2 protein-coding genes are annotated in these 1,164 nt (G+C 71.8%); one reads left to right on the top strand and one right to left on the bottom strand.

Translation table 11 applies throughout. From position 1 onward, the window contains the following. Window positions 1–92: 92 nt before the first annotated feature. Window positions 93–641 carry a DNA-deoxyinosine glycosylase gene (locus C5O18_RS10010; protein ID WP_105193477.1) on the bottom strand — a complete coding sequence of 183 codons (549 nt, stop codon included), beginning with the start codon at window positions 639–641 and terminating at the stop codon, window positions 93–95. Between the two features lie 36 nt (window positions 642–677). Between C5O18_RS10010 and rrtA the strand changes: the two genes are divergently transcribed. Beyond that, a partial coding sequence (gene rrtA, locus C5O18_RS10005; protein WP_105193475.1) for a rhombosortase occupies window positions 678–1,164 on the top strand: 487 nt, incomplete at its 3' end.

The following is a 1,164-nucleotide window of genomic DNA, read 5'->3' as shown; positions in this document are numbered from 1 at the left end:
GTCCGGTCTTGATGGCGCTGGCGGCGAGGCGTGAGAGCAGGGTCATGCGGGTTTCCGGCGGCTGGTGGCTGGGGTGGCCGGGACGCGTGGCATCATGTGGCCCGTGCTGCTTCAGTGTAGTCGCCACGCAGGAAGGCCGACCACAGGGCCAGCTTGCGCGCATAGGGCATGCCGGCGTGAGCCGGGCTGGTGGACGGCAGCGTGTGCAGGGCGAGGGCATCGGCCAGGCCGGCTTCGCGCAGCCCGGGCAGGGCATGGCGGCGGAAGCACTGCGCCGCGGTGGCGCCGTTGAAGCCGATGCGGTCGATCTCCGGGTGCCGGCGCAGGAAACCGGCGAAGTCGTTGACCACCACGCTGGGGGCGACGATGTCCGCATCCAGGCTGCCCGGCCGTTCGCAACTGGCGAGCACGTCCCACAGCGCGATGCCGGCCGCGCGCAGGCGCGCCAGCCGTTCGGCGTAGGCCAGCGCGGGATCGGCGCCGGCGAGTTCGGCCATGATGTGCCAGAAGGCATTGCGCGGATGCGCGTAGTATTCGCCGGCGGTCAGCGAGGCCACGCCGGGCATGCTGCCCAGGATCAGCACGCGGGCGGCGGGATTTTCCACGGCGGCGAAGCTGCGGACGACAGGAGTGGCGGGCATGACCGGCGGATCGGGCTCGTGCAAGAGGATAGCGGAATGATAGGGCCGGTCTGGCGTGGTTGGGGACTGTTTCTGCTGCTGGCGGTCGCCATGCTGCTGTTGCAGCTGGCCGGCGAGCCCGCGCGCGCGCTGCTGCGCTTCGAGCGCGAGGCCGTGCTCGCCGGCGAGTTCTGGCGCCTGCTGACGGCGCATCTGGTGCATCTGGGCTGGGCGCACTGCCTGCTCAATCTGGCCGGCCTGCTGCTGTGCCGGCTGCTGTGTCCGGAGCTGTTCCGCGATCGCCGCTGGCTGCCGGCGCTGCTGGTGCTGATGGCGGGCACCGGCATCCTGCTGCTGGTCGCGGCACCGCAGGTGGCGGACTACGTCGGTTTCTCGGGCGTGCTCTACGGCCTGTTCCTGCTCGGCCTGTGGCCGCAGCTGCGGCGCGGCGACCGCATCGCGCTGCTGGCGCTGGGCATCCTGGCCGGGCGCGCGCTGTGGCAGTTGCTGGCCGGCGCGTCGGTGGAGGAGGAGGGCATGATCG

Origin of the sequence: Amnimonas aquatica, from assembly GCF_002943415.1 — a bacterium.
GTDB classification, from domain to species: Bacteria; Pseudomonadota; Gammaproteobacteria; order Pseudomonadales; family Moraxellaceae; genus Perlucidibaca; species Perlucidibaca aquatica_A.
This window is presented reverse-complemented; position numbering and strand designations above follow the sequence as displayed.